The sequence below is a fragment of the Carnobacterium alterfunditum DSM 5972 genome (genome assembly GCF_000744115.1).
GTDB lineage: Bacteria > Bacillota > Bacilli > Lactobacillales > Carnobacteriaceae > Carnobacterium_B > Carnobacterium_B alterfunditum.
This window is the reverse complement of the sequence record NZ_JQLG01000004.1, coordinates 19,075-44,774: the sequence shown is the minus strand read 5'-3', so window position 1 is coordinate 44,774 and position 25,700 is coordinate 19,075. Positions and strand designations below refer to the sequence as shown.

The 25,700-nt window shown below is 36.1% G+C and carries 24 protein-coding genes; 16 read left to right on the top strand and 8 right to left on the bottom strand.

Annotated features, from left to right (window positions below):
- Window positions 1–10: 10 nt before the first annotated feature.
- Window positions 11–1,402 carry a dihydrolipoyl dehydrogenase gene (lpdA, locus tag BR50_RS00850; RefSeq protein ID WP_034545196.1) on the top strand — a complete coding sequence of 464 codons (1,392 nt, stop codon included), beginning with the start codon at window positions 11–13 and terminating at the stop codon, window positions 1,400–1,402.
- 107 nt (window positions 1,403–1,509) lie between these two features.
- A complete protein-coding gene (locus tag BR50_RS00845) occupies window positions 1,510–2,055 on the top strand; it encodes a hypothetical protein (RefSeq protein WP_051905694.1) in 546 nt (181 codons plus the stop codon).
- Between the two features lie 663 nt (window positions 2,056–2,718).
- Here BR50_RS00845 and glmS read toward each other — a convergent pair.
- The 5 genes from glmS to BR50_RS00820 all read right to left on the bottom strand — a co-directional run bounded on the left by glmS (window position 2,719) and on the right by BR50_RS00820 (window position 7,502).
- Window positions 2,719–4,527: a glutamine--fructose-6-phosphate transaminase (isomerizing) gene (gene glmS, locus BR50_RS00840; protein WP_034545195.1), complete on the bottom strand. Its 1,809-nt coding sequence runs from the start codon at window positions 4,525–4,527 to the stop codon at window positions 2,719–2,721.
- Between the two features lie 505 nt (window positions 4,528–5,032).
- Window positions 5,033–5,701 carry a deoxynucleoside kinase gene (locus BR50_RS00835; protein WP_034545194.1) on the bottom strand — a complete coding sequence of 223 codons (669 nt, stop codon included), beginning with the start codon at window positions 5,699–5,701 and terminating at the stop codon, window positions 5,033–5,035.
- A gap of 119 nt (window positions 5,702–5,820) precedes the next feature.
- Entirely contained in the window at window positions 5,821–6,924 is a 1,104-nt protein-coding gene (locus BR50_RS00830; RefSeq protein ID WP_034545193.1) for a peptidoglycan-binding protein, read from the bottom strand.
- Window positions 6,925–7,019: 95 nt separating this feature from the next.
- Window positions 7,020–7,244 (bottom strand): DUF2922 domain-containing protein, encoded by a 225-nt coding sequence (locus BR50_RS00825; RefSeq protein ID WP_034545192.1) that lies wholly within the window; start codon window positions 7,242–7,244, stop codon window positions 7,020–7,022.
- A gap of 54 nt (window positions 7,245–7,298) precedes the next feature.
- Window positions 7,299–7,502 carry a DUF1659 domain-containing protein gene (locus BR50_RS00820; protein ID WP_034545190.1) on the bottom strand — a complete coding sequence of 68 codons (204 nt, stop codon included), beginning with the start codon at window positions 7,500–7,502 and terminating at the stop codon, window positions 7,299–7,301.
- Window positions 7,503–7,735: 233 nt separating this feature from the next.
- Here BR50_RS00820 and BR50_RS00815 point away from each other — a divergent pair, with 233 nt between their 5' ends.
- From BR50_RS00815 to BR50_RS00770, 10 genes are all read left to right on the top strand, one after another.
- Complete coding sequence (locus tag BR50_RS00815) at window positions 7,736–8,647, top strand: competence protein ComK (RefSeq protein ID WP_034545188.1); 912 nt, start codon at window positions 7,736–7,738, stop codon at window positions 8,645–8,647.
- 118 nt (window positions 8,648–8,765) lie between these two features.
- Window positions 8,766–9,521, top strand: coding sequence for a hypothetical protein (locus BR50_RS00810; RefSeq protein ID WP_034545186.1), 756 nt, complete (start codon window positions 8,766–8,768; stop codon window positions 9,519–9,521).
- A 111-nt stretch (window positions 9,522–9,632) separates the two neighbouring features.
- A complete protein-coding gene (locus BR50_RS00805; RefSeq protein ID WP_034545185.1) occupies window positions 9,633–9,950 on the top strand; it encodes an ArsR/SmtB family transcription factor in 318 nt (105 codons plus the stop codon).
- Window positions 9,951–9,974: 24 nt separating this feature from the next.
- Complete coding sequence (locus BR50_RS00800; RefSeq protein ID WP_245792796.1) at window positions 9,975–11,138, top strand: cation diffusion facilitator family transporter; 1,164 nt, start codon at window positions 9,975–9,977, stop codon at window positions 11,136–11,138.
- Window positions 11,139–11,311: 173 nt separating this feature from the next.
- A complete protein-coding gene (locus BR50_RS00795) occupies window positions 11,312–12,175 on the top strand; it encodes a general stress protein (protein ID WP_034545184.1) in 864 nt (287 codons plus the stop codon).
- 210 nt (window positions 12,176–12,385) lie between these two features.
- Window positions 12,386–12,703: a hypothetical protein gene (locus BR50_RS00790; RefSeq protein ID WP_051905693.1), complete on the top strand. Its 318-nt coding sequence runs from the start codon at window positions 12,386–12,388 to the stop codon at window positions 12,701–12,703.
- Window positions 12,704–12,845: 142 nt separating this feature from the next.
- A complete protein-coding gene (recX, locus tag BR50_RS00785; protein WP_034545183.1) occupies window positions 12,846–13,697 on the top strand; it encodes a recombination regulator RecX in 852 nt (283 codons plus the stop codon).
- On the top strand, window positions 13,694–14,902 hold the full coding sequence (mutY, locus tag BR50_RS00780) for an A/G-specific adenine glycosylase (protein WP_081884461.1): 1,209 nt from the start codon (window positions 13,694–13,696) through the stop codon (window positions 14,900–14,902). Before recX ends, mutY begins: the two co-directional genes overlap by 4 nt.
- A gap of 218 nt (window positions 14,903–15,120) precedes the next feature.
- Window positions 15,121–15,657: a nucleoside tri-diphosphate phosphatase gene (gene ntdP, locus BR50_RS00775; RefSeq protein ID WP_034545182.1), complete on the top strand. Its 537-nt coding sequence runs from the start codon at window positions 15,121–15,123 to the stop codon at window positions 15,655–15,657.
- A 205-nt stretch (window positions 15,658–15,862) separates the two neighbouring features.
- A complete protein-coding gene (locus tag BR50_RS00770) occupies window positions 15,863–16,702 on the top strand; it encodes an SGNH/GDSL hydrolase family protein (protein WP_034545180.1) in 840 nt (279 codons plus the stop codon).
- A gap of 413 nt (window positions 16,703–17,115) precedes the next feature.
- Here the strand turns inward: BR50_RS00770 and BR50_RS12695 are convergent, their stop codons facing one another.
- The 3 genes from BR50_RS12695 to BR50_RS00760 all read right to left on the bottom strand — a co-directional run bounded on the left by BR50_RS12695 (window position 17,116) and on the right by BR50_RS00760 (window position 19,949).
- Entirely contained in the window at window positions 17,116–17,256 is a 141-nt protein-coding gene (locus tag BR50_RS12695; protein WP_156097496.1) for a hypothetical protein, read from the bottom strand.
- 176 nt (window positions 17,257–17,432) lie between these two features.
- Window positions 17,433–18,530 carry an FUSC family protein gene (locus BR50_RS00765; RefSeq protein WP_034545177.1) on the bottom strand — a complete coding sequence of 366 codons (1,098 nt, stop codon included), beginning with the start codon at window positions 18,528–18,530 and terminating at the stop codon, window positions 17,433–17,435.
- A 126-nt stretch (window positions 18,531–18,656) separates the two neighbouring features.
- Window positions 18,657–19,949 (bottom strand): glutamate-1-semialdehyde 2,1-aminomutase, encoded by a 1,293-nt coding sequence (locus BR50_RS00760; protein WP_034545174.1) that lies wholly within the window; start codon window positions 19,947–19,949, stop codon window positions 18,657–18,659.
- Between the two features lie 233 nt (window positions 19,950–20,182).
- On the opposite strand from BR50_RS00760, the gene BR50_RS00755 reads away from it, so the two are divergent.
- From BR50_RS00755 to BR50_RS00740, 4 genes are all read left to right on the top strand, one after another.
- The gene (locus tag BR50_RS00755) at window positions 20,183–20,635 is read left to right on the top strand and encodes a Fur family transcriptional regulator (RefSeq protein WP_034545171.1); all 453 of its coding nucleotides are present in this window, start codon (window positions 20,183–20,185) and stop codon (window positions 20,633–20,635) included.
- A gap of 270 nt (window positions 20,636–20,905) precedes the next feature.
- Entirely contained in the window at window positions 20,906–21,859 is a 954-nt protein-coding gene (locus tag BR50_RS00750) for a LacI family DNA-binding transcriptional regulator (protein WP_034545169.1), read from the top strand.
- 297 nt (window positions 21,860–22,156) lie between these two features.
- On the top strand, window positions 22,157–23,863 hold the full coding sequence (locus BR50_RS00745) for a glycoside hydrolase family 13 protein (protein WP_034545167.1): 1,707 nt from the start codon (window positions 22,157–22,159) through the stop codon (window positions 23,861–23,863).
- 122 nt (window positions 23,864–23,985) lie between these two features.
- Entirely contained in the window at window positions 23,986–25,674 is a 1,689-nt protein-coding gene (locus BR50_RS00740) for an alpha-glucosidase (RefSeq protein WP_034545164.1), read from the top strand.
- Window positions 25,675–25,700: the final 26 nt, after the last annotated feature.

Sequence of the window (25,700 nt, the reverse complement as noted above, 5' to 3'; positions counted from 1 at the left end):
TTGAACTATTTTGGCAACTAATCAAAAAGAAACCGTTATAATTGGAGCTGGCCCAGGAGGCTATGTTGCGGCAATCAGAGCAGCACAATTAGGACAAAAAGTAACCATCATTGAAAAAGAATTTATCGGTGGGGTATGTTTAAATGTCGGTTGTATTCCTTCTAAAGCATTGATCACTGCTGGACATCACTTTTATAATATACAGCATTCTGAAACATTTGGTGTCATAGCTTCAAAGGTTTCGTTTGATATTATAAAAATGCAAAAATGGAAAGAGACTAAAGTAGTAAATAGGCTAACAAGTGGTACTGAAGCTTTATTAAAAAAAAATAAAGTAGAAATTATTCGCGGAACAGCTGTATTCATGAATAGAAATCATTTGACCGTTGAAGCGAAAGATGGTTCTCAAGATATCGCGTTCAAAAATGTGGTGATTGCTACAGGAAGTTCACCACTTGAAATTTTTGAAATTCCAATGGGCGGACGCGTTTTAGATACAACTGGCGGATTAAGTATAAAAGAAATTCCCAAACATTTAGTGATCGTCGGTGGTGGGTATATTGCTAGTCAATTAGCATTTGCCTTCAGTAATTTTGGTTCTAAAGTAACGATTCTTGAAAAGGAAGCTAGTATCATCAATTTTTTTGATGGGGATATAGTGAAATTAGTTAAGAAAAATTATGCAGAAAAGCGTGTTGATGTTATAGAAAGCGTTAAGATCACTAAGTCGGTACAAACAGACGAAACAGTGACGATTAATTATATAAAAGACGATAAAGAAGAAACAGTTAAAGCTGACTTTGTTTTAGTTTCGGCAGGTCGAGTGCCTAATACAACTAAATTAAATTTAGAAGCAGCTGGTGTTAAACGATTAGAAAACGGCAGAATTGATGTGGATGCTTCATTGAAAACTAATGTAGAAGGCATTTATGCTATTGGTGATATCACTCCAGGTCCAGCATTTGCGCATAAAGCAAGTCATGATGCAAAAGTCGTGGCAGAAGTTATTTCGGGTAAAGAAGCAGTGGTGAATTATAAAACGTTGCCGATTGCTACTTATACTGAACCTGAAGTCGCAAAAGTTGGCTTAGCAGCAGACGAAGTGAGAGGCAATAAAGACTACAAAGTCAGTAAATTTTCGTTAGCAGGTAATGGTCGTGCACTATCTCTAAATGCAAATGAAGGATTTGTTCGCATGATCATCGAAGAAAAAACAGGTAAAATTGCTGGAGCGCAAGTTGTTGGTGTAAGTGCTGGAGATGTTATTGCTGAATTAGCATTAGCTATTGAGTTAGAAATGGTTGCCGAAGATATTTCATTAACGATCCACGCACATCCATCAATTGCAGAATCAGTAATGGATACAGCTGAATTAGCAATGGGGTTACCTATCCACATATGAAGCAATGAGCTAATAGCTTATAAGCAAAGGAAACCCTTTACTTACAAGCTTTTTTGTATTTAAATAATAGTAAAGGAAAAGATGGCAGATATATGAAGGGTGATAACATGTCTAAGCAAATGGAAAATGCTTATCCAGTGAGTTGGATTGGGCTTAAACCAGCTCGTTTTAGAAAATACAGAACTTGGATCAATGCTGTTAAACCAGGAATATGTGGTACTTATGTAGGTGCAGTGATCTTACATGATGCTTTTAACCAAAAGTACGGGATCGATTTATCTAAAGAAAAATTGATCACCGGATTAAAGATGATCATTGATGATACCTTTGTTTACAAAGGTACTTTTCCTTGGGATGTTTGGCATGGTTTGAATTGGGTATTAAAAGGAAACCAGGATTTTAAAGTAAAAATGCACTTTGTTCCTGAACGAAAAGTAGTGGCTCTATTAAACAGAAAGAATCCTATCCCAGTTGCAGTCGGCACAGCAACTTTATTTGGCAGCCCTTATAAAAACCATTGGCTAGTCGTTTACGCTTATGGATACAATGAGGAGGGGAAGCTGTTTTTTAAAGCGTATGATAATCACGGGAGATATAAAGCAATTATACCAGCATCACAAACAATTGGCTGTGTATGGATAGAAGCAGTCTGAAAATTGCATTTAGCATTTGCCATTTGCATTTAAGTAAGCGTAACGAGCCTTGGTTCGAGCAACTCAGAGATGCTTTTTAGGTTGAGTAGGGTAAACGAGCCTTAGTTCGAGTAACTCACTAGGTGCTTTTTAGGTTGAGTAGGGTAAACGAGCCTTGGTTCGAGCAACTCAGAGATGCTTTTTAGGTTGAGTAGGGTAAACGAGCCTTAGTTCGAGTAACTCACTAGGTGCTTTTCACTTGAGTTGCGGTAACGAGCCTTGGTTCGAGCAACTCACTAGGTGCTTTTCACTTGAGTTGCGGTAACGAGCCTTGGTTCGAGCAACTCACTAGGTGCTTTTCACTTGAGTTGCGGTAACGAGCCTTGGTTCGAGCAACTCACTAGGTGCTTTTCACTTGAGTTGCGGTAACGAGCCTGAGTTCGAGTAACTCACTAGGTACTTTTGATTTGAGTTACAATAACGAGCCTCAGTTCGGGTAACACAAAGGCGCTTTTCATTTGAGTTACGGTAACGAGCCTCAGTTCGAGTAACTCAAAGATCCTTTTAGGTTGAGTAAGTGTGACGAGCTTCAGTTCGGGCAACTCAAATTATAACCAAAAAAAAAGCCCTCAATTTATGAAGGAAATTCTTCATAGTTTTGAGGGCTTTTGAATAGATCAAGTTTTATTCGACTGTTACACTCTTAGCTAAGTTTCTTGGTTTATCAACGTCGTTTCCACGGTGTAAACTTGTATAGTAAGCAATCAATTGAGTTGGTACTACACTCACTAACGGAGTCAATAGGTGGTGTACTTTTGGCAATACATAAGCATCCTCAGGTTGGTCTAAACCATCTAAAGAAATGATCATGCTGTGTGCGCCACGAGAGATAACTTCTTGTGCATTTCCACGAGTATGGCCAGCTGTTGTTGGATCAGTAATGATCGAAATAACAGGAGTACCTTCTTCAATCAATGCGATCGTTCCGTGTTTTAATTCTCCAGCTGCGAAGCCTTCAGTTTGAACATATGAAACTTCTTTTAATTTAAGAGCAGCTTCCATCACAACATAGTAATCAATACTGCGTCCAATGTAAAAAGCGTTACGGCTAGTACTTAAATGTGTAACCGATAATTGCTCGAAAACTTCTTTTTCATCAATGATCGATTCAATTGCTGTAGCTGCAATACCTAATTCGTGTGCAATGTCTAAATCAAGAGCAAACCCTTTTCTGCGGCCTGCAAGTTCTCCAAGTATAGCAAGAACGGCAATTTGTGCTGTATAAGCTTTTGTTGAAGCAACAGCAATTTCTGGACCTGCATGTAATAACAAGGTATATTTTGCTTCTCTAGAAAGAGTAGATCCTGGTGCATTTGTTAAGGTTAGAGAAGGGTGGCCCAAAGCATTGATTTTTACTAGTACCTGACGGCTGTCGGCTGTTTCTCCACTTTGAGATAAGAAAATGAAGAATGGTTTTTCCGTTAATAAAGGCATATTGTAGCCGAATTCGCTAGATATATGAACTTCTGTTGGAATATTTGTTAAGTTTTCAATAATCTGTTTGCCGACCCAACCAGCATTGTAACTTGTACCACAAGCCACGATATAAATACGGTCACTAGCTGTCATTTCTTCAAGAATAGCAGCATCGATCTCTAACTCACCATTATCATTTTGATAATTTTGAACGATTTTACGAATAACGGCAGGTTGTTCATCAATTTCTTTTATCATGTAGTGAGGGTAAGTACCTTTGCTTAAATCATTTAGATCTAACAAAGCAGTGTACGGAGTACGAATGATCACATCACCAGCTAATGTTTCAATTTTGATGTCGTCTACTGTTAAAGTGGCAATTTCGCCATCCATTAGTTCGATAAATTGATTTGTTTCTTTGATCATTGCCATAGCATCGCTACAGATAACATTAAAGCCGTCTCCGGTACCTAATAATAAAGGGCTTTTATTTTTAGCTGCAAAAATGACATCGGGTTTTTCATTATCAATTAAAGCTAGGGCATAAGAACCTTTTAAAGCAACGATTGCTTTTTTGAAAGCATCAATAGTATCTAGACCTTCTTCTTCAGCATACCATGCGATCAATTGAACAATAATTTCAGTATCTGTATCACTGTGTAACATACTATCTGTAAGGAAAGCATCTCTTACAGCCTTGTAGTTTTCAATTACTCCGTTATGCACGATTGAGAAACGACCGCTAGTTGATTGATGAGGGTGAGCATTTTCGATACTTGGTACGCCATGAGTAGCCCATCGAGTATGTCCAATACCTGTTTTTGCAGGAACGTTATGGTCTACTTTTTCTCTTAAAGCAGCAATACGTCCTTTTTCTTTGAATAAATGACCTACATTTTTATCATCCATTACATAAATACCAGCAGAGTCATATCCACGGTATTCTAACATTTCAAGCCCATGTAATAAAATATCTTTTGCATCTTGTCTTCCAATATAGCCTACGATTCCGCACATTTTTAAATTCCTACTTTCGTTTTTTTATAGTCTTTCATAGTGAAGTTAACTTCTTTAATTTCATCATCCAGGAATTAAAGAATACCTAGGTTGATTTTTTTGTGTAATTAAAATTGGTATAGACATCAAAAAAGTTATTAATCTGTCAAGCAGGTTAATAATAAAGGAATGAAAAAGAAATGTCAACGAATTTGTGTAAAATGGTCTAATGGTCTATATCAGTTGGAAAATAGTATTTTTAAGGACAATGTCAACCGATTTTAATCAACAGGGAAGGGTTAGCGATACTTTTGATAAATAATGTGTTGCTATAAGCAATGTTATATTTTTTGTAATCGAATACAAATGAAGGTTACTCTAATGTAACAAAAAAAATCAGAGTAGAAGTCGCCGTATAAAAAATCGGGTTTTTATTTCCTTTTGTCCAAATTTTTGAGGTAGTCTGGAATATCCAACTAAGTACAAAAAAACAGGGGTCGAGCTAAAGATTCTCGACCTCTGTTTTTCATTTGATAGACGCTTTATTTCGAACTTCTGCTAATTTTTCGGTAACCATGTTGATCACCTTTTCAGCATCCTCTAATTTCTCTAAGTCATACTGATTGATATCAATAATGAGCGTTTCACTTTTATCATACTCGTTAAACCAGCCGTCATATTGACCGTGAAGATGAGTATAATAGTCTAATAAACCTTTGTTTCCATCAATTTGTTCAAAAGTACGGCCACGTTTTTCGATCCTGTTTAAAACAGTATCTAATGAACCGCGTAAATAGATCAAAAGATCTGGAGATTTTTTAGGCATATTGTCAAGTTCTTCCATCATGTTGTCCAATAAGTCTAAATAAGTATCCATCTCGGCATCGCTCATGTTTCCTTCTTCATAATTGATACGAGTGAATAAAGCATCTTCATAAATAGAACGATCTAATACATTATTTTCGTGTTTAAAAGCTTCTTTTATACTTCTGAAACGAGTATTCAAAAAATAAATCTGTAAGGAAAAAGCCCATCGTTCAGGATTTTCATAAAATTTTTCTAAAATCCGATTATCATCGACACTTTCATAGAAAGGTTCACTTCCTAATGCGTCTGAAATAAATTTTGTATAGGTACTTTTACCAGCACCAATCATACCAGCTAAAACAATCACAGCTTTATTTTCCCCTTCCATATAACGGTCACACTCCTATCAAAGACCGATGTCCTTTTCTGGTTTCTTTTCGAATGCTAGTATACCATATTTTAAGGTATCAGTTCTGTGAATTTTCTAAACCCATATGGCTAAAATATTCAGGAAAATAATTTTTGATATGTTTTTGGACCGACAATGCCGTCAGATAGAAGGTCATAAGCGGTTTGGAATTTTTTGACTGCTTGAACTGTTTTAGATCCAAAAAAATTATCTGGATTACCCATCAAGTAGTTTTTTTTGCTTAATAAAAAGACTTGGACGGCATAGACATCCCATCCGGTAGATCCACTTTTTAGGATCCTCATTTTAGAAGCCGTTTTAGGCCCCCAAAGGCCATCTGTTTTGGAACCAGCTTCTTTTTGGACTAGTTTTATTAAGGCTTGTTTTGTTACTGATCCAAAGAGTCCATCTTGCTTGATGCCAAGTTTTTTTTGAACTAGTTTGATCAGTTCGATTTGAGAGGGTGCAGCTGCTTTTGGTTGTTCTATCGAAATGATCAGTCTTTGGCCAATCAGTATCGTTTCAGAGGACAAGTTGTTGATCATTTTTAGCCAAGTAAGGGTAGTATGATACTTTTTGGCGATACCCCATAAAGAATCGCCTTTTAAAACATTGTGGTACAAATGATGCGGCTCAGAAGAGTTGGGAATAGGTATAGGGGTAGTTTGATCGGTAAAAGCCAGATCTTTGGAAAATTGTTCAAGTGAAATATTCTGCTGCGAAAGGTAAGCATCAGGATCTGTGTGGGTAGTGCCTCCTAAATTACTAGAAATCCAATGGTGGGTTTTGATACCTTTAGAAGCGAGAGTAGTACCGGAATTTAACGTGTTAGGGATACCAGCTTCAGCTGCCAGCTTTTGTAAAAGCCAAATATAAGCTTGATAATCTTTTTGGAACCAATCCAGGTTTGATGTCCGAGCTAACTCTACTTGGGCGTATGCATGTGGATTTGCATATTTCCCTGCACCATATTGCATTTTTCCTGACTGAGCAATTTGGATGATCCTTCCGCCGCCACCGACCCAATGACTTGTGAAGGCGCCATTTGCTTGAGCTTGTCGTTTCATATAAGCTACCTCGTTTTCTAAAGAAAGCGGACCACTATTTTTGGCGTTGCCAGATTCATGAGCGATGATTAGACTGGTACTGATCAATTCTTTTTGAGTGATCGGCAATAGTTGCTGTTCAATTAGATACTTCATTTGTATTCCTCCTTTGAAAAATAAAATGGGATAAGACTTTTGTCTCATCCCATTTGTATATTCGAATAATTAGTCTATCTAACTTTTGTCAAGTTCTATTCTGCTTCAAAGATATCATCTACGACTCGCTCAACGTAGCGAGCACCTACCACAGTAGCGTAGGGATTAGCACCTTCGATTTGAAACATATTTAATGAGATGATGGAATTCATTGCTTGCTGAGCTTTTTCTGTTGTTAAGTTAAGGATCGGATCTTTCACGCTCATCGTTTTTGTTTTTCCTAAACTTGTTCCAAATCTTAATTCTAGTGATTTTGCCATACTATTTTCCTCCTTTAATGGTCAAACTGAGTAAAGATAACGTGCTTTTAGTGCTTAACGAGTATAGGTATATTCTTCAACCATGACTGTTTCTAAATAAGGGAAACTAGTTAAAGATTCTAAAGCAGCTGTAAATCCTTCAACTTGTTCAGGTGTGACATTGTTGATCGTATTAGAATAGCCGCGTGATAGTATTTTTTCATTTACGGCATCTTCAAAATGTACTTCGATTGACCCTTTTGTCCATTCTTTTTGCATAATTAATTCCTCCTTGTAAAATAAGTTGCTGTGTAAGTTTTTTGTCATGACGTCTTACACTTTTAATAACGTTTAGAAAGCAAAGAGTGTTACCTAGTATTGGAAAAGTGAAGAAAATAACACAAAATCGATAAATTTTTTTTGAATTCAACCAAATGATAGTGCTTTTTATTTTGATAACGATTACAATTGTTATATATTAAAAAAAGGGTGATGGAAGTGAGGATGCATGCTTGAAAGATTACTTTATTCAAGATAACTGTTTTTTCAATAAAATGACTTGGAACCGTGAAGTAGAGGATATAATTTGTAATTTATTAGAAGAATTGCAGCATCAAAGAGAGAATCGTTTACAAGAAGATTATTTTGAAGAAGAAGAATTAGTTGATACTATTATGACAGACATAACAGAGAAAATGAGCGCAACAACAAATACGATAGAGGAATGGTTGAAAAGGAGTATCGAGCAAAATCAAATTCTGCTCGATTACCACACTTTTTATGTAATGGATATTAGTCATCATTCATCAACACCATTCAATACGATCGTTTTTCAGTCTAATCTATACCCGCTTAAGACCAAAGAAACGTCAAAGGATCTAATGCAACGCTTTATTGATCATAAAGGTGTTCCATATGAGAAAATCCGATTGATTGGCCAATCGATGGGCTTTCATTATAAAATCCCTTACGTATTAGGCGAATTAGTCTTTATACCTGAAAAAAGTTCATTGAAGGGAACTAGCAGCTGGTTTTCGTTGCATCATGTCAGTCGATATGAAGTGGTCGAGCAGTCAAATACTATCCGTTTATATTTTAAGAACCAGTCAAATATCAGTGTAATGACTAAACGAACGTGTTTTTTGAGTCAAGCAAGAAAAGGAACCGCATTAAGTTTTTGTCAAAAGTTATTTGCAGAAGAAATGATACTTGATAAAAACACTGGACAAAATCTGTTTTATTTTAAAGAAACAGGACTATTCCTCAACCAAATTGACCAATTAACACTAAGACGATATGCACTTTTCATCCGAAGCCAGTGCAATGATCTTAAAACAATCATAAAAAAGCAGTCCTTAACAGCACTCTTAGGTGAGGAACATCCTAGTTTAAATGACATTCTGCTTACATTTTCAAATGAATAAAAGCTACTTTTTCTTGCAGAATGCAATTTGTTTATGTAAAATAAAAAAAGCGTTCTTTATTTAGGATTTTTATAGCGATTATGATTTTTAAATCAGACGAATGAATATGGAGGTCCTTATGAATTTAAAGAAACTAGTGCAACAGTATATTTTGAGTCAAAAAATTGGCAGCCCAATCTTCATTTCTGATATTATGCAATACATAGAGGAGCATGTTGACAAAGATAAAGAGCACCAACAAATAAGAAAAAATGTGAATGTAATTTTAATGAGAATGGTAAAAAAAGACAAATGTTTAAAGCGTTTTGGAACGGGTGTCTATTATCGTGACGACACAGAGCAGACAGAAGAATCAGGTATTGATAGTGTCGAGTTGATCGAGAGAACTTATGTAGAGGATAAAATAGGGAATGTCTATGGCTATTTAACAGGTGAAGCTTACTTGCATAAGCTAGGATTGATTGAAAATAATCCAAGCGAAATCGTCATTGCAACAAATGAAAAGCGGAATGGGAATGTTGAATCGGCTGATATGAACTTTAAGTTGGTCAATCCTCCGACAACTGTAACGAATAAAAATTATAGTTATTTGCAAATATTAGACCTAATAAAAAACGATTTGATCAAAGGAGACAATATTCAATATAACTATACACTGACTCATCATATGAATAAATATCATTTAGAGGCGGATAAACTTATTGCATTTGCTGTTGATTTTTACAGTCAAAAAGTCGTTCTTAAAGTTGCTGAATTTATCAACAATAAAGTGTATTTAGAAGAACAAAAAGATGAGATCATGTTTACAATAGAATCTACCAAGCAAAACAAAAAAGATGAGACGATCATAAGTGAAACGGATGAAATTGAGTGACCCTTTAAGAAAGTTAAACCGTCGGAAGAAAGATTCCGACTTTTTTTATTATTCCACATATGATAAAATGTTCATATGAATATAAATGGATATGAAAGGAGAATACAGTATATGTTAAATAACGATAAAGATGTATTGCTAGATGACGAGACTCTTGCAACGGTTAGCAAAATTTTTAAAGTATTAAGTGATCCTACGCGACTTTCAATCCTGTATCTATTAGAAAGTAAAGAAATAAACGTGGGAACATTGGCTTCGATTCTATCCATTGAGCAATCTGCGATCTCTCATCAATTAAAGCTTTTGAAAGCTGCTCGTTTAGTAAAGTCTAGAAGAGTAGGAAAAACGATGCTTTACAGTCAAACAGATGACCATGTTTACAGTATTCTAAAACAAGTGATTTTGCACTCAAAGGAAGAAAATCAATAGCTTTTATGATAAGGAGGAATAAAAATGAACAACTATACTGTTCAGGGATTACATTGTGCCAATTGTACTAAAATTATGGAAGCTAAATTGCACCAACTAAAAAATGGTGATACTATCCGTTTAAATTATGCTACTAGTCAGATATATCTTCCAGAAGAAATCGATCTCAAAGCTGTAAAAAAGATTTTATTATCTGATAAAATACAAATTTTAGAAAATAATGCAAGCGACCGGAAATCGGGTTTTGAAACGGAACAGGACCAACACCATTCAGTAAGAGAAATCACAAAAAAGCATCATCATCATCATCATTCTCATGATCATCCTGTTACGGGCAGTAGTAAAGCAGTCAAAAATATAAAATTTGTTTTTATTTTAAATCTGACATTTTCAGTAGTTGAATTTATTTTGGGAGCCCTGTTTAATAGTGCAGCTATCTTATCTGATGCCGTCCATGATTTAGGCGATTCTTTGTCTATCGGATCAGCTTTATTTTTTCAAAAATTTTCTGCGAAAGAAGCGAATGAGCGGTACAGTTTTGGGCATAGGCGTTTTTCACTTCTGGGTGCATTGATCACCTCGATCATCTTGATAGGGGGATCTATTTTAGTTATCATGAATAGTATTCCATTGTTGTTTGATCCTCAGCCTGTCAATTCAAGAGGGATGTTCTGGCTTTCAATAGTAGCAATTGGAATCAATGGTTATGCCGCATGGTTGATCAGCAAGGGTACATCGAAAAATGAAAAAGTACTCAACTTGCATATGTTAGAAGATGTTTTAGGTTGGGTAGGTGTTTTAATTGTCAGCATCGCGTTAGAGTATACCAATTGGTTTATTTTAGACCCAATCTTATCACTAGTAATAGCGAGTTATATTTTATCGAAAGCCATTCCAAATTTTTTAGAAAGTGCAGCAGTTTTTCTTGAGGTTGTACCAACAGGAGTTGACATGAAAGCATTAGAAGATAAAATAAAGCTCATTCCAGATGTTCATGCCGTTTCACATTTGCATATGTGGTCGATCGATGGAGAAGAAAATGCTCTGGTAGTTACAGTCTATCTCGACTCAGAGGATACCCAAAAACAAGAACAAGTTAAAGAAGACATTCGCTACTTAATCAAAGATGCGAATGTGACTCACTCTACTATTGAGATTGTTGTTGACGAAGAATTTTTCATCCAATAAAAAAGTTGTACTTATTTCATACTACAAACAAAGGCTTCTTCTTTGCTTGCAGTATGAAATTTTGCTATTATGAATATAAATCAAGGCTTCTGAAAAAGCTCTTAAAACCAGGGGCAAGGCAATGGGAATTTAAAAATTTCAGTAATACAAATACGAAATGGAGTGTGGATTTAATGGATAGAAAAGTAGAAGGAACATATTTGTCAAAAGAAGAAACCGTAAGTGCGGTCGAACGTTTGATCAACGAAGGTTATGTAGCTGAAGAAATCATTATCGTAACAAACGAGAAGAATGAAAGTGAGTTAGAAGACTTAACGATCGTTGAGGTGGATGCAGTAGATCCTAATGAGGGATTGTCATTATGGGAAAAATTGAAAGAAACCTTTAGTTTTGGACGCTACAATTCGGATGAACCTTCTAACCCATTAGAGGATTACGGTATTGAAGAAGATCCAGGAGATCATTATACAGAAGCATTAGAAAAAGGTGAAATCGTCATTCTCGTCAATAGTGCAGGGCCAACTAAGACCCACCGTTTATCTCGCGTGACTGAAGATGTGCTTAAAGGGACTGATGAGGTTAACGATGAAACTGTTGCAATTAAAAACCCAACTGAAGTTTCTATAAAAGAAGAAATGGAACCGACTCCTGGTGAGGAAGAACAATTTGATCCTACTAAAGCTCAATCTTCTAGAGAAGATATCGAAGGAGATGCTTTTACAGCTCCCGATAAAAAGCCTTCAACTTCAGATAAAGAGATCAGTCCAACAGATGAAGCAGCTCCTGAATTAACGGGGGATGAATCTACTGTAGTAGCTGAAGATCAAGAGCATGCTTATCCTAATAATATCAGCAAAGGAGTCATTGATGGCGGAAATTCTTCTTCAAAAGCTGCACATATAAATGGAACTGGAAAATTGGATGAGACAAAGCCAGAGCAAAATGCTAATCAACCAGAAAGTGATGCTTATTACAGCGATGGATACGAAGAAGCTGGTGGAAAATCGATCCAACAAGATGAAGAAGAAAACAAATAAAGCTGAAAGAGGTTGAGATTATTTTCTCTCAACCTCTTTTTAGCTTTGAAACTTGAAGGGCGAATCCAAGTCGTCTATTTTGAAAATTTGGTTTTCATTTGTTACGGTTGATTTAGAGGAATAAAACTAAATTATTCTATTCCTCGGTTCGATAATGAGGAATAAAAGGATCGATAAAAGAATGATATTAAGAGACGGAGTGTGTTAAAGATGAATGAACCTAAAATGACCAAAGACGACAAGATTATAGAAGAATCTATTGGAATTGACAATAAACCTAGATTGCAAGATAATCGAGATGAAACTAAAGACGAAGTTACTCCTACAGTCGATCCATTAAAATACCAAGAATATGATCCTGATGTTAATCCATTACAAGGCACACCACTAGACAAAAATTTACCAAATAATGAATTAAGTGGGCCTAGTTCAACAAACCAAGAGGAATTAGATCTACCAAGATTTGATGGCAGCACGTTAGCAGGTCAGCCAAGAAATGATCCAGAAAGAAATTTCCCAAAGCACTGATAAAAAATAACTAAAAGTAAAAGCGACTCTGACTTAGGTCAGTATCGTTTTTTTTTTGAAAAGCAACAATATTCGAATTTCGAACATGTGTTTGTCTTTGGTTTATGCTATACTAGTGAGACTGAAGTAGGAGTGTGAGGCTATGATATATGAACCAAATAGTAAAAAAAAAGCTTCAACATCAGCATTACCTAAAATCACAAAAATTGAAGCGCAAAAAAGGAAAGGGCGCTACAATATTTACTTAGATGAAGAATATGCTTTTCCTGTTGATGAAACCATTTTAATTAAACATATTTTGCATAAAGGAATGGAAGTCTCAGATGCCTACCGTCAAGAGCTAGAAATTGAAGATGGGTACCGCAAAGCTTATGTAAGATCACTCGTCTATCTAAATTATTCTATGCGTTCAATAAAAGAAATCAAAGATGATTTGATCGCCCATGAATTTACTCGTGAAACAGCTGATCAAGTTGTTGAGCAATTAAAAGAACAAGGTTATTTAAATGATTTGATGTACGCTGAAAGTTACACAAGAACCGCTGCAAATGTTAGCGGAAAGGGGCCTTACGTGATAAAAAGAGAATTGAAAAAACGTGGAGTTAATGATGAAATAATTGAAGAAGCATTGGAACAATACCCATTTGATCAAATGGTAGAAAATGGAGTCGCGTTAGCCGAAAAAGTGATGCGACGGTCCACAAGACAATCATCCAGAGAAACTAGCAATAAGATCCGTCAAAATCTGATGCAAAAAGGGTTTCAATCTGATGTGATCACTCAAGTACTTGAACAAATCTCAACAGAAAAAGAAGAAGACGATGAATACAGTGCATTGAAAGTACAAGGCGATAAAATTTGGCGTAAGCAATCCAAATTAAAGGGAGCTAAAAAGATTCAAAAAGTTAAAAGTGGATTGTTCCAAAAAGGTTTTGCTGGTGAGCTGATCTCGCAATTTATTAATGAAAAAGAAATGGAAGACGAAGAAGAATGACACAAATCGAATCAAATGTAACCGAAAAAAAGCAAAAGTTGATTTTTGATATACCTATGTGGCCTCAAGAAAAAATCGAACGATTCCGGGAAACACTTCTTAGCTGGTACGATTTAGAAAAACGAGAGCTGCCTTGGCGAAAAAATAATGATCCTTATCGTATTTGGGTATCTGAGATCATGCTACAGCAAACAAGAGTAGACACGGTCATTCCCTATTACTTGAATTTCATGAAAACTTTTCCAACGATCAAAGGCTTAGCAGATGCAAACGAAGATGTGCTGCTAAAGGCTTGGGAGGGTTTAGGGTATTATTCACGCGTTCGCAATATGCAAACTGCAGCGCAACAAATCATGGAAAATTATGATGGGAAAATGCCTGTCGATCCTAAGGAAATCATTAAATTAAAAGGGATCGGTCCTTATACAGCAGGAGCAATCGCCAGTATGGCATTCGGCTTGCCCGAGCCAGCTGTTGATGGAAATGTAATGCGTGTATTAAGTCGCTTATTTGAAATTGATGCGGATATTGCAAAACCAGGTAATCGTAAAATTTTTGAGGGTATTATGCGAGAGCTGATCGATCCATATAAACCAGGAGATTTTAATCAAGCTTTTATGGATCTAGGTTCAAGCATCTGTACACCTAAAAATTATCATCCAGAATCAAGCCCAATCAAAGAATTTAATCAGTCGTATTTAAAGGGCACATGGGATAAATTTCCTGTGAAAAGTAAAAAGAAAAAAGCCAAACCAGTTTATTATGTGGGGGCGATCATTAAAAACAGCACAGGCGCTTTCTTGCTAGAAAAACGTCCTATGCAAGGCTTGTTGGCTAATATGTGGACCTTTCCATTGATTGAGGAAGAATTGGTGATCCAAGAAACAGGTATTGCAATAGGAACATTGACTCAGTTAAAGGATGAAGAACTTACTGAAAAAGTGATGAAAAATGTTATGCTTGAACTAGGGAGCAAGTATGGGATCAGACCGACTCTTATGGAAGCACCATTTGAGGAAGTCCAACATATTTTTAGTCACCTGAAATGGTTTGTAGCTGTTTATTATGGTCAAATAAGAGTAGAAGAACCAATAAATATTCCTGAAAATTGTTATTGGGTAGAGCCTTCTGACTTTGATCAATACGTATTTCCAGGTCCACAAACTAAAATGTGGCAAAGTTACTTGTCTAAATTCAAAAAATAGCCATTTGTATAAGAAAAGGAAAAGCAAGCAGCTCTTTTTTCAGTTTTTACTTACTGAAAAATGGGTTGTTTGTTTTTTTTATTATTTATTTGGTTTTATACTATAAATAATAAGAGTTGTGATATAATAAATACGAGTCGAGTGTTCAGTCACTCTCTGGTTTATTATTTGCTAAGTTCTTGCAATTTTCACGTGAGAAAAAGAAAGTTGGGTTAGAGATGCATATTCCAAAAGAAGGAGAATACATCACGATCCATAGCTATAAACATGATGGCAGTTTACATCGCACTTGGAGAGATACAATGGTACTTAAGACAAGTGATCAATCGTTAATAGGAGTAAATGATCATACTCTTGTAACGGAATCGGATGGCCGAAGATGGTTAACTCGAGAACCAGCGATTGTTTACTTTCATAAGCATTATTGGTTTAATATCATTGCAATGATAAGAGATAATGGTGTTTCTTACTATTGTAATCTTGCTTCGCCTTTTGCATTAGATGAAGAAGGCTTGAAGTATATAGACTATGATTTAGATATCAAAGTCTTTCCAGATGGCGAAAAACGCTTGTTGGATGTAGATGAGTATGAAGATCATAGCAAAAAGTGGGATTATCCTGATGATATTGACCATATTTTAAAAGAAAACGTGAAAATTTTAGTGGATTGGATCAATGAAGAAAAAGGTCCTTTTTCAAAAGAGTACGTTGACTTATGGTATAAACGCTATCAACAGTTATCGCATAAAAAATGAGCTTCTACTGGATAAGATGAAAGTCAGTTCTCCAAAAATAGATAGTAAAATAGTAAAGGGGTTCCAATTTATTGGAGTCCCTTTACTATTTTACAGAAAAAGAGTAGTGGATTTTAACAAATGTATGGTAAAATAATGGATAATTGAATAACGAATGAAATCATTCGAGGTAAAAAATGATTATTAGTCCTGAGGAGTGAGAAAGTTGTCTAAAAAAAGTGGATTTGCTGTTTTTCTACTAATGATTTTAGCAGTAGGAGTTGTCTTGTTTGGTATGAGTTACTCAAAACAACAACAACAAGAGCTAGAAATGGTTGCAGAACAAACGAATAAAAAAGAGAAAGTGGAAATCCAAGAAGATGATTCCCAACAAATGACGGATTATGAAGAAAGTCGTGGAGCGTTATCAGTATTGGATTACTTAAAATATATCGGTTCTCTGAAAGAAGAAGTTTCTATTAGCTTTTATGGCGATATAGCACAAGAAGAGCCGTGGATAGCTGCAACAGAAGAGTACATAGATGAACAAATAGCCAGCAAAATAAACAGCAATCGTTTGGCTTATCCAACTTATAATTCTTATCAGTTAATAAGTGAGAATAAAGTAACTGAGTTAGCAAAAACGAATCCAAACGTTGTATTTTTTCAAGTGACGCCATATGCTGATCAAGAAAAAGACATCAGTTTAGATGATTCAAGCGAGTATCTAGCTATGAATTATGCTGCAATCAAAGATGTCTTACCAGAAGCATTAGTTATTTTTGTGACACCCAATCCTAGCAGTAGTGAAAGAGGAAATAATAATTCAAGAACTTTGGATTACACTTCTTATCTAAATGAAATGGTAGCAACCGTTGAAGAGAATGAATGGACTGTTTTTGATCTTCATAAAAGCTATCTGAAAAAACTTGAAACAGATGGTATAGCATTGGAAAACACATTGAATGAAACTGGTAAATCATTGAATGGGGAAGGAACATCCATTTATAGCACTTTATTCGAAGAAATGTTAAACCAAAAAGTAGATACGACTAGTGGCATTTAATAGCACAAGAAGAGGCTTGGACATAAATCCAAGCCTCTTTTCCTATTTAACTAGTGATTTTAAAAGTAGCTTCGCCGTTAGAAAATGAGACTGCATTTATAATACCTTTAACTTTTTTTATCAAAATGCTCAACTGAAATTAGTTTGATCACTTACCTGGAATTTCTGGCGGAATAGGAATTGCTTGTAGCCATGTAGAGAATTCAATGCGAATTATAGAGCTTTAACGCTTCAGCGATTAAGCTTTATTTGAGGCTTGAAAACCTGAAGACCTTCTTTCAGGCTTCAGGCGTTTCCATGGCTCTCCACAAGCAAATCCGTTATTCCAAAAGAAATTACTTTTGGAACACTAATACCATTTTTGAAACAATCGATATGAAGTTAATATTTTAGGTGTTAATAGATCAGTTTGATCACTTACCTGGAATTTCTGGCGGAATAGGGTTTGCTTGTAGCCTAAAATGAAGCACTGTGGGCAAATAACGCCCAAGTATATCATGTTTGTAAGCTGCTAAAGCAGCAACAACCATGACAGCTTTCCTTTTGGGCTTCATGCGCTTCCATGGCTCCCCAAAAGTAAACCCGTTATTCCAGAAGAAATTACTTTTTGGGACACCAACACCATTTATTAATCAATCAATAGATATAGACCAAAAAAGAGTCTGTTTATCAGTTTCCTGATAAGCAGACTCTCTCATTGTTATTAGCTGGTTATGTCCCAGCCTGGTTTTTATTGTTCAATGTGTTCAATGTTCGAAATTTCTGTATCTTGATTCCAATCGTTTCCCTTGTAGCTGCTAACTAAAATATTTAAATGTTCCAAGAATTCTTCGTATTTTAAAATACTTGACATAATATGGATGACCGCATTGCTTTGACCGTAATCATCATGCATGTACTCTTCTAAACTAGCTTCATCAAAGAAGGATTGCATGAATTCTTTTCTAAGCGGAGCTTTATATGCGATAAAATTCACACTATCTGGTGAAACACGCCCATTAAATTTCAATAAAATTTGTTCATGCGCTGTGAGCAAGGTCTCAAGACGTTCACGGATCAAAATACGTAATTCTTTTGGAAAATGGTTAAATGAATTTTCATACTTATGAAAAGTATAGGAAAGATTATAAGCTTCATTTGCGGTTGCAATTATTTTTCTATAAACAACTACTTTTCGCATTTTTTGAACACGGTCTTTTTTTCTAGTGACTAGCCCTTCATCTTTGAATAATGATAGGTAGACATCCATTCGATTTAATTCGGATTTGATCCATTTTAAATCTTTTTTTAGAACTGGATACTGGCTATTTTTCCGAACGCTTGCACGTAAAAATTTCATGATCTCAGTGGTTGAATAGTCTGTAACATGATATAATTTCTCTTCATATTTCGGTGGGAATAAAGTCGTGTTTACTACGAAAGCAATAAGAACACCAACAATAGTAGCTAGGACCCTTATAGTTGCGTAAAGAATAAAATTGTCTTCAGTAGTTTGCATGATAACAATCAAAGTTACCGTTGCTAAACCAATCACGCTGCTAAGGTTCAACTGATATAAGATAGCAATCAACAGAGAAGCAGCTAATCCGATCACGATGAAATTATTTCCTAAAGTCAAAGTAATAGTCACAGCGACAAATGCACCGATCAAATTAGCAATAATACGATCTTTAAGAGTATTGATCGATCGCTTAACAGAAGGCTGTAACGCAAAAATTGCTGATATAGCAGCTAAAACACTGCCCGATGGAAAGCTGAGTAGCGCAGGTATCGCTATTGAAAGAGCCACAGCAATTCCTGTTTTTAGCGTTCTTGCTCCAATTCTCATAAGATAAATTCACTCCATTTGATTGATAGTTGTACCCCAATAATATGCTACTTTATGTGATTAAGCAAAGATTTTGTAGTCAATAGTTTGAAAATTAAGATAATAATATCAGGAATGTTTGAATTCTTATACTAATTTAGCAAAAGCTTTATCAATAGCTCGTTTTGTTTCATCTATATCTTCTTGGGTATGCATAATGGTTAAAAACCAAGCCTCGTATTTACTTGGAGCAAGATTGATGCCTTCGTCTAACATAGCTTTGAAGAAGTGTCCAAAACGTTCAGTATCTGTATCTTTTGCATCTGCATAATTTTCAATTGGATGATCTGTGAAGTAGACCGTTAATGATCCACCGATTTGATTCACAACGGTTGGAATAGCCTGTTTTTTACCAGCTTCAAGTAGAGCCTCTTTTAATTGAACAGCAAAATCAGCCATTCTTTCATAAATGCCAGGTTCTTGCAAAACTTCTAAACAAGCAATCCCAGCTTGCATAGAAAGAGGATTACCTGACATTGTACCAGCTTGATATGCGGGTCCAAGAGGCGCAACAGTATCCATGATTTCGGATGGGCCACCATAAGCCCCAATTGGCAATCCACCGCCTATTGATTTACCAAATGCTGTTAAATCAGGGATGACACCTAACATATCTTGTACAGCTCCATATCGGAAGCGGAAATTAGTGATTACTTCATCATAAATCACTAACGCGCCATGCTCGTGTGTGATGTCATTTACGGCTTCTAAAAATCCAGGTTTTGGAGCTACCATGCCAAAGTTTCCAACAATCGGTTCAACTAGAACGCCCGCTACTTGACTACCCCATTTTTCCATGACGGCTCGGTAAGATTCGACATCGTTATAAGGTACGGTGATCACTTCTTTAGAGGTTCCACGGGTTACTCCGCCAGAATCTGTGGCTCCCAAAGTAGAAGGGCCGCTGCCTGCTTCAACCAAAACAAGATCAAAATGACCATGGTATTGACCAGAGAACTTCACAATCAGTTCACGGTTTGTATAAGCACGAGCTACTCGAACAGTAGTCATAACAGCTTCAGTTCCTGAATTGGTAAAACGAACTTTATCCATTGAAGGGATAGCATCGGTTAACATTTTTGCAAAAATTATTTCATGTTCGGATGGAGTACCAAACAAAACACCAGTATCGGCAGCTCTTTTTATTGCTTTGACAATATGTGGGTGATTAAAACCGGTTATGATTGGTCCAAAAGCTGCTAAGTAATCGATATAACGATTGTCATCAACATCATATAAGTATGCTCCATCTCCGCGAGCCATCGTTACAGGATTCCCTCCGCCAACTCCTTTGAAGGAACGACTGGGACTATTCACTCCTCCTACAATAACTTGACTTGCTTCATTAGCTAAACGGTCACTTTGAACATGTTTTAACATAAAATAATTGCCTCCTTAAAAGTAAAATCATATCTATTGTAAATCTCTTAACTTAGAAGTGCAATCTTTCTACTAATTTAAGCACTAACTATCAGTTGCAAAGTTGAGCTAGAAAAGTTATTATTAAAGCATAAAATATTTATTACAATATAATAATCACTATCAAATGATAACGGTGAATTGTTGATCTACCGATATAAATATTTATTATGCGATTTGAAAGGAGGAGTAGTATGTCTTCAAATCATTTAGTTACCCAATCGATTGAGAAATTAAAGCGAGCTCATATTCGTATTACACCACAACGTCATGGAATATTAGAATATTTAATTGAAAATCATAACCACCCTACCGCTGATGAGATATATCAAGCTCTCGCAGAACAATTCCCTAGTATGAGTGCTGCAACTGTTTATAATAATTTACGGTTATTTACTAAAATTGGTTTTGTAGTTGAAATGAACTACGGAGATGCTTCAAGTCGATTTGATTTCACCTCAACCCAGCATTATCACGCTATTTGTGAAGTTTGTGGGAGAATTGAAGATCTTTATTATCCAGGTTTAGAAGATATCGGTGAGGTAACAACCAACTTGACTGGCTTTAAAGTGAAACGGCATCGTTTGGAAATATACGGTACTTGCCCTGAATGTCAACTGAAACAAGAGCAAGCAGCAAAAAATTAAATGGTGAAGATTAATGTACAGATCTAAATAAGCAGATGCAGTAGGGATATTTGCCCTAGCTGCATCTGCTTGTTTTGACTTAGCCCTTTAGAAAGTGTTCCAAAAAGAAAAAATTGTTGTTAAAGCAAGTAATCCCCTAAAATTAGAAAGAATGTTGACACAAAAAAAGATTCTCTATACTATTAGTAGGATAGTAAAACATTTCGTGTATAAGAGAGCATGTATTTATAAGGTAGCTAGAAAATTGAGATAATAGAAAGGAGGCAGTGCATGACAACGCTTAATGATGTCGCAAAAAAAGCAAATGTGTCCAAAATGACTGTGTCCAGAGTGATCAATCATCCTGAACAAGTGACAGATGAATTAAAAGAACTGGTATTTGAAGCAATGGAAGAACTAAAGTATCGGCCAAACGTTGCAGCAAAAGCATTGGTCAGTAACCGCACTCAAATCATTAAACTGTTTATTCTTGAAGAAATGGATACAACTGAACCGTATTACATGAATTTATTGATGGGTATCGCACGTGAGTTAGACAATCGCCATTATTCTTTGCAACTAGTAACTAAAAACAACTTCGATATTGGGGCATGCGACGGGTATATTATTTGCGGCATGCGTGAAAACGACTATGAGTGGATAAGCCGCGCAACAAAACCGGTAGTATTATTTGGAGAAAATCGACATGGGTATGACTTTGTGGATTCAAATAATAAAGAAGGTGTAGCGAAAGCAACACAATATGGGATCGATTTAGGTTATGAAAATATTATTTTCATTGGGATCGATGTAAAAGAATCTTTCGAGTACTCAAGAGAAAATGGTTATATAAAAACGATTCAAAAAAACAAGCTAAAACCAGAAATCCACCGTTTTGAAAATCGTTCGCGTTATGCTGCAGATTTTATTAAAGAAAATTGGGCCAAATTTAAAACCAATACGCTCTTCATTTGCAGTTCAGACCGGTTAGCAATCGGGATCCAAAGAGGGATCATTAATATGGAAGGAACAGTTCCTTCTGATTTTGGAATTATTGGCTATGATGGTGTATTTTTAGACCAAATTGCTTTTCCACAATTAACAACTGTGAAACAACCGGTTGTTCAAATGGGAGAAGCCTGTGCTAAAATGGTGTTGAATAAAATCGAGCAAAAGAATGCCCCGCAAGGAGAGCTGTTTTTCACTCCTGAATTGATCATCAGAGGCACAACAACGCAACAATAAGCATTATAGCGAGCGCTTTTTTGAAAAAATCAAGCTAGCCGTTAAAAAAATACCATTGATCAAGTAGCGATCCCCAAAAGGTTAGAGTAAAATCTAACCTTTTGGGGGTCATTTTTTATAGCAAAATAAGTGGGAGTATCTTTGGGGGAAGTTTGTTTTTTTATGGGACAATTAAACTTTAACGTGTGCCTAGTTTCGTTTGGAAAGTAAACGATAATCAGAAAAGTGGCAATTTTTTCAAGATTTACATACAATAATAATAACTAGCGGTTAAAAAAGTATAAAGGAGCGATAACGATGGAAGAACAGGATTGGTGGAAAAAAGCGATCGTTTATCAAGTTTACCCAAGAAGTTTCAAGGATACGACTGGGGATGGCACTGGGGATCTCAAGGGTGTCATTTCGCGGTTAGATTATATTCATCAATTAGGTGCTACAGCTATTTGGCTCAACCCGATATTCACTTCACCGCAAGTGGATAATGGATATGATGTATCAGATTATTATACGATCGATCCAATTTTTGGAACAATCGATGATGCAGTCGAATTGATCGAAGAAGCTCATAAACGCAACTTGAAAGTTATTTTTGATTTCGTTGTGAATCATACATCTGATCAGCATCTCTGGTTTCAAGAAGCGCTAAAAGGACCAGAAAATCCTTATCGTGATTTCTATATTTGGGAAAATCCAAAAAAAGGTGGTCATCTACCCAATAATTGGGTCGCCGTTTTTGGTGGTTCTGTTTGGGAAAAAGAACCAGTTGGAGACCAATATTATTTTCATTTGTTCAAAAAAGAAATGCCGGATTTGAATTGGGATAATCCGGAAGTTGAAAAAGCTATGTTGGATATTGGAAAATTTTGGTTGGATCACGGTGTAGATGGATTTCGCTTAGATGCATTTATTCATATGGATAAAGTAGATGACTTTCAGATAATTGAAATGGAAGAAGGTCGAGAACTGGTTTCTGCTCAAAAAATTAATGCTTTTTTGCCTAATATTAAAAACTATGTTCAAAAATTGACGATGGATCTGCGAAAAGTTAAAAAAGACGTTTTCATTCTAGGAGAAGCTGCTTCGGCAGATGTAAATCTTGCTTTTGAGTATGCCGATCCTGAAAGTAATATGTGCGATGCCGTTGTTTCCTTTTTGATCTTTCCAGAAGACGAAAAAATGAAAGATCCACGATTACCATTTAATATGCAATCAAGTCGATTAGATAGAAAAGCCTTTAAAAAAATCATGACTGATTGGCAAACGAAAATGAACCCAACCGGTGGACCCATTTTATACTGGAGCAATCATGACATGCCCCGAGCTGTCTCGCGTTTTGGAAATGTGGAACAATACAGAGACAACAGTAGTAAAATGCTAGCTACTTTAATGTATCTTCAACATGGTATCCCATTTATTTTCAATGGTGAGGAAATCGGCATGCGTAATCTGCAATGTGCAGACCACCATATATTTGACACACCGGGGGCTATCCCTTTTTATGAAAAGGCTAAGCAACTTGGGTATTCTGAAGAACATATCTTGAAAGAATTAAATCATACAGGACGAGATGTAAGCCGAGGAGCTATGCAGTGGGATGCTTCAAAATTTGCTGGTTTTTCAACGGTCGAACCATGGAGTGTTGTAAATGTGGAAACGAAATACAACGTAGAGGATCAACAAAAAGATCCAAATAGTATTTTGGCGTATTACCAAAAAGTTTTAACGTTAAAGAAATCGGCCATATTTAGAGAAGGCTCTTTTAAATTAACGGAGACTAAAGATACGTTATACATCTATGAAAGAGATTTTGATGGTCAGCGCGCTATCATCTGCTGTAATTTGTCCGATACGGAAGAACACATTCAAGAAGACGGCATCTCAAAAGCAGGGTGGAAGATTATATTGCAAAATGAAGGCAATACTATCGATCAAGATGCAGTCACTTTAGCCCCATACGGAGCCATTGTCTTTATGCATGATACTCAAACAGCTAAGAAATTATGAAAAACGACCACCTCAATGAATTAAGTTGTTACCGGTAACAGTGGAGTTCTGATTGTAAGTGCTTTCTAGATTCTGTAAACTGATAGTTGAAATGGAATTTAGTGAAGACGAGGTGGTGGAGTATGAGTACCATTCATGACAAGTGGTGGAAAAATGCAGTTGTGTACCAAATATACCCAAAAAGTTTTCAAGATACAAATGATGATGGAATCGGCGATCTAAAAGGGATTCTTAAACGGATGGACTACATTCGATCCATTGGAGTAAATATGATTTGGCTTAATCCTGTTTTTGATTCCCCTCAGATCGACAATGGTTACGATGTGGCTAATTATTATGCTATTGATGATAGTTTTGGCACGATGGCGGATATGGAGAAGCTGATCGAAGAAGCACATAAACGAGGTATTAAAGTCATGATGGACTTCGTATTGAATCATACATCTGATCAGCATCCTTGGTTTCAAGAAGCATTGAAAGGGCCGGACAATTTGTATCGTGATTACTATATTTGGCATGAAGCAGTTAAAGAACGATCAGTGCCAAATAACTGGGGCTCGTTTTTTGGCGGTTCTGTTTGGGAAAAAGAACCAAATAGTGACTCTTTCTATTTTCATTTATTTGCAAAAGAAATGCCGGATCTGAATTGGGAAAATCCTGAAGTAAGGTTAGCAATGGCTGATTGTGCGGAGTTTTGGCTAGACAAAGGAATCGATGCACTGAGATTAGATGCGTTTATTCATGTCGACAAAGAAGCGGATTTTCCAGATGTTAGCACGGCAAACAAAAATGAAATCGTTTTAGCGGAGAATTATTATGCTAATTTACCAAAAGTAATCGACTACATGAAGGAATTTAGTCAGCGCATCCGTAAAGATTATCCGAACGTCTTTCTAGTTGGAGAGGCGGCGTCAGCGAGTATTGATTTAGCAAAACAATATACAGACCCAATCAATGCAGTGTGTGACAGCGTGATAACATTCCGGTACTTTCCAGAAACGGAACAGTTAAAAGATGAACGGCTTCCATTGAACATGCAACATGGAAAACTGGATTTAAAAAAATTCAAGCAGATAATGGCAGAATGGCAAAAAGAATTAGCCCCAATCGGTGGACCGGTATTGTATTGGAATAATCATGATATGGCTCGAGCGGTCTCACGCTTTGGTGATGATGAACAGCATCGTGATAATAGCAGTAAGATGCTGGCGACGTTAATGTATTTACAAAAAGGTATTCCTTTTTTATTGAATGGCGAAGAAATAGGAATGAAAAATTTAACGATCGAAACGATTGAAAATTTCTCATTGCCCGGAGCAGATCTTTTTTATCAAATAGCACTGGATCTAGGCCACTCAAAAGAATTTGCTTTGGAACACTTAAATGCACGAAGCAAAGACGTCAGCAGAGGTATTATGCAGTGGGATAACTCGAATTTTGCTGGGTTTTCAGCCCGTGCTCCATGGAGCGGAGTAAATCGTGAAGAAAAGTATAATGTGTTGGATCAAGAAGCAGACGTAAACAGTATCTTAAACTACTATAGAATGGTATTAGAATTGAAACAAGAACCGGTATTTATAGAAGGTGCGTTTCAATTGTTAGAAACGAGTTTAGAAACCTATTGTTACGAACGCAGCTGGGAATCGGCTAAAGCTTTAGTGTGTTGCAATATGTCGGGAAAAACGCAAGTCGTTTCAATAAAAGAATTAATAAAAGAGCCATATACAATTAAATTGACCAATGAAGGAAATTCTCTGCAAGAAGGAATAGTGACTTTGAGCCCATATGGAGCAATGGTTATTTTGATGTGAATATGATCTATTAAAAAGTAGAGCTA

What these genes read in the sequence shown, in the direction of transcription:
- BR50_RS00835 (WP_034545194.1), bottom strand. Translation starts at nt 5,701, where the DNA reads ATGGAAGGGGAAAATAAAGCTGTGATTGTTTTAGCTGGTATGATTGGT.
- BR50_RS00795 (WP_034545184.1), top strand. Translation starts at nt 11,312, where the DNA reads ATGGATAGAAAAGTAGAAGGAACATATTTGTCAAAAGAAGAAACCGTA.
- BR50_RS00800 (WP_245792796.1), top strand. Translation starts at nt 9,975, where the DNA reads ATGAACAACTATACTGTTCAGGGATTACATTGTGCCAATTGTACTAAA.
- BR50_RS00820 (WP_034545190.1), bottom strand. Translation starts at nt 7,502, where the DNA reads ATGCAAAAAGAATGGACAAAAGGGTCAATCGAAGTACATTTTGAAGAT.
- BR50_RS00760 (WP_034545174.1), bottom strand. Translation starts at nt 19,949, where the DNA reads ATGTTAAAACATGTTCAAAGTGACCGTTTAGCTAATGAAGCAAGTCAA.
- BR50_RS00745 (WP_034545167.1), top strand. Translation starts at nt 22,157, where the DNA reads ATGGAAGAACAGGATTGGTGGAAAAAAGCGATCGTTTATCAAGTTTAC.
- BR50_RS12695 (WP_156097496.1), bottom strand. Translation starts at nt 17,256, where the DNA reads ATGAAGCCCAAAAGGAAAGCTGTCATGGTTGTTGCTGCTTTAGCAGCT.
- mutY (WP_081884461.1), top strand. Translation starts at nt 13,694, where the DNA reads ATGACACAAATCGAATCAAATGTAACCGAAAAAAAGCAAAAGTTGATT.
- glmS (WP_034545195.1), bottom strand. Translation starts at nt 4,527, where the DNA reads ATGTGCGGAATCGTAGGCTATATTGGAAGACAAGATGCAAAAGATATT.
- ntdP (WP_034545182.1), top strand. Translation starts at nt 15,121, where the DNA reads ATGCATATTCCAAAAGAAGGAGAATACATCACGATCCATAGCTATAAA.
- BR50_RS00765 (WP_034545177.1), bottom strand. Translation starts at nt 18,530, where the DNA reads ATGAGAATTGGAGCAAGAACGCTAAAAACAGGAATTGCTGTGGCTCTT.
- BR50_RS00810 (WP_034545186.1), top strand. Translation starts at nt 8,766, where the DNA reads ATGAATTTAAAGAAACTAGTGCAACAGTATATTTTGAGTCAAAAAATT.
- BR50_RS00805 (WP_034545185.1), top strand. Translation starts at nt 9,633, where the DNA reads ATGTTAAATAACGATAAAGATGTATTGCTAGATGACGAGACTCTTGCA.
- BR50_RS00825 (WP_034545192.1), bottom strand. Translation starts at nt 7,244, where the DNA reads ATGGCAAAATCACTAGAATTAAGATTTGGAACAAGTTTAGGAAAAACA.
- BR50_RS00740 (WP_034545164.1), top strand. Translation starts at nt 23,986, where the DNA reads ATGAGTACCATTCATGACAAGTGGTGGAAAAATGCAGTTGTGTACCAA.
- BR50_RS00790 (WP_051905693.1), top strand. Translation starts at nt 12,386, where the DNA reads ATGAATGAACCTAAAATGACCAAAGACGACAAGATTATAGAAGAATCT.
- recX (WP_034545183.1), top strand. Translation starts at nt 12,846, where the DNA reads ATGATATATGAACCAAATAGTAAAAAAAAAGCTTCAACATCAGCATTA.
- BR50_RS00755 (WP_034545171.1), top strand. Translation starts at nt 20,183, where the DNA reads ATGTCTTCAAATCATTTAGTTACCCAATCGATTGAGAAATTAAAGCGA.
- BR50_RS00845 (WP_051905694.1), top strand. Translation starts at nt 1,510, where the DNA reads ATGTCTAAGCAAATGGAAAATGCTTATCCAGTGAGTTGGATTGGGCTT.
- BR50_RS00750 (WP_034545169.1), top strand. Translation starts at nt 20,906, where the DNA reads ATGACAACGCTTAATGATGTCGCAAAAAAAGCAAATGTGTCCAAAATG.
- BR50_RS00830 (WP_034545193.1), bottom strand. Translation starts at nt 6,924, where the DNA reads ATGAAGTATCTAATTGAACAGCAACTATTGCCGATCACTCAAAAAGAA.